The 444-nt window shown below is 63.5% G+C and carries 1 pseudogene; it reads right to left on the minus strand.

From position 1 onward, the window contains the following. Positions 1-444: pseudogene (locus RVY79_RS17450) on the minus strand (substrate-binding domain-containing protein); the annotation flags it as partial.

Here is a 444-nt window from a genome sequence, read left to right on the forward strand (position 1 = left end):
CTGCGCAATCGCGTCGCCCACCTGCTCGCCGATCTTCGTGGCCAAGATGCCCATGTGCGGCACCGATTCGATCGGCTTACCGGCGCCGTCGACCAGACGGTCATCCACCGTCATCAGCTTGAGGTTGTTCTGCTTGGCCTTGGCCACCACAGCCGGCCCGAGCTTCACGTCCGGCACGCAGATCACGAAACCCTGCGCATGCTGCGCGCCTAGGTTGTCGATGGCGGTCAGCACCTCACCACCGCTGGGCACGCCAATCTTCACCAGCTTGAACCCCTTCTCCTTGGCGGCCTGGTCGGCGAACTTCCATTCGTCCTGGAACCAGGGCTCTTCCGGCTGCTTGACCAGGAAGCCGATCTTCACGTCGTCTGCCGCGTGGGCAAACCCACCAGCGATGGCAAACAGCGTGGCGGCCGCGATGGCCTTGAAGGTAACACGTCGTTG

This window comes from Chromohalobacter sp. HP20-39 (genome assembly GCF_033052815.1).
In the GTDB taxonomy this organism is placed as follows: domain Bacteria; phylum Pseudomonadota; class Gammaproteobacteria; order Pseudomonadales; family Halomonadaceae; genus Chromohalobacter.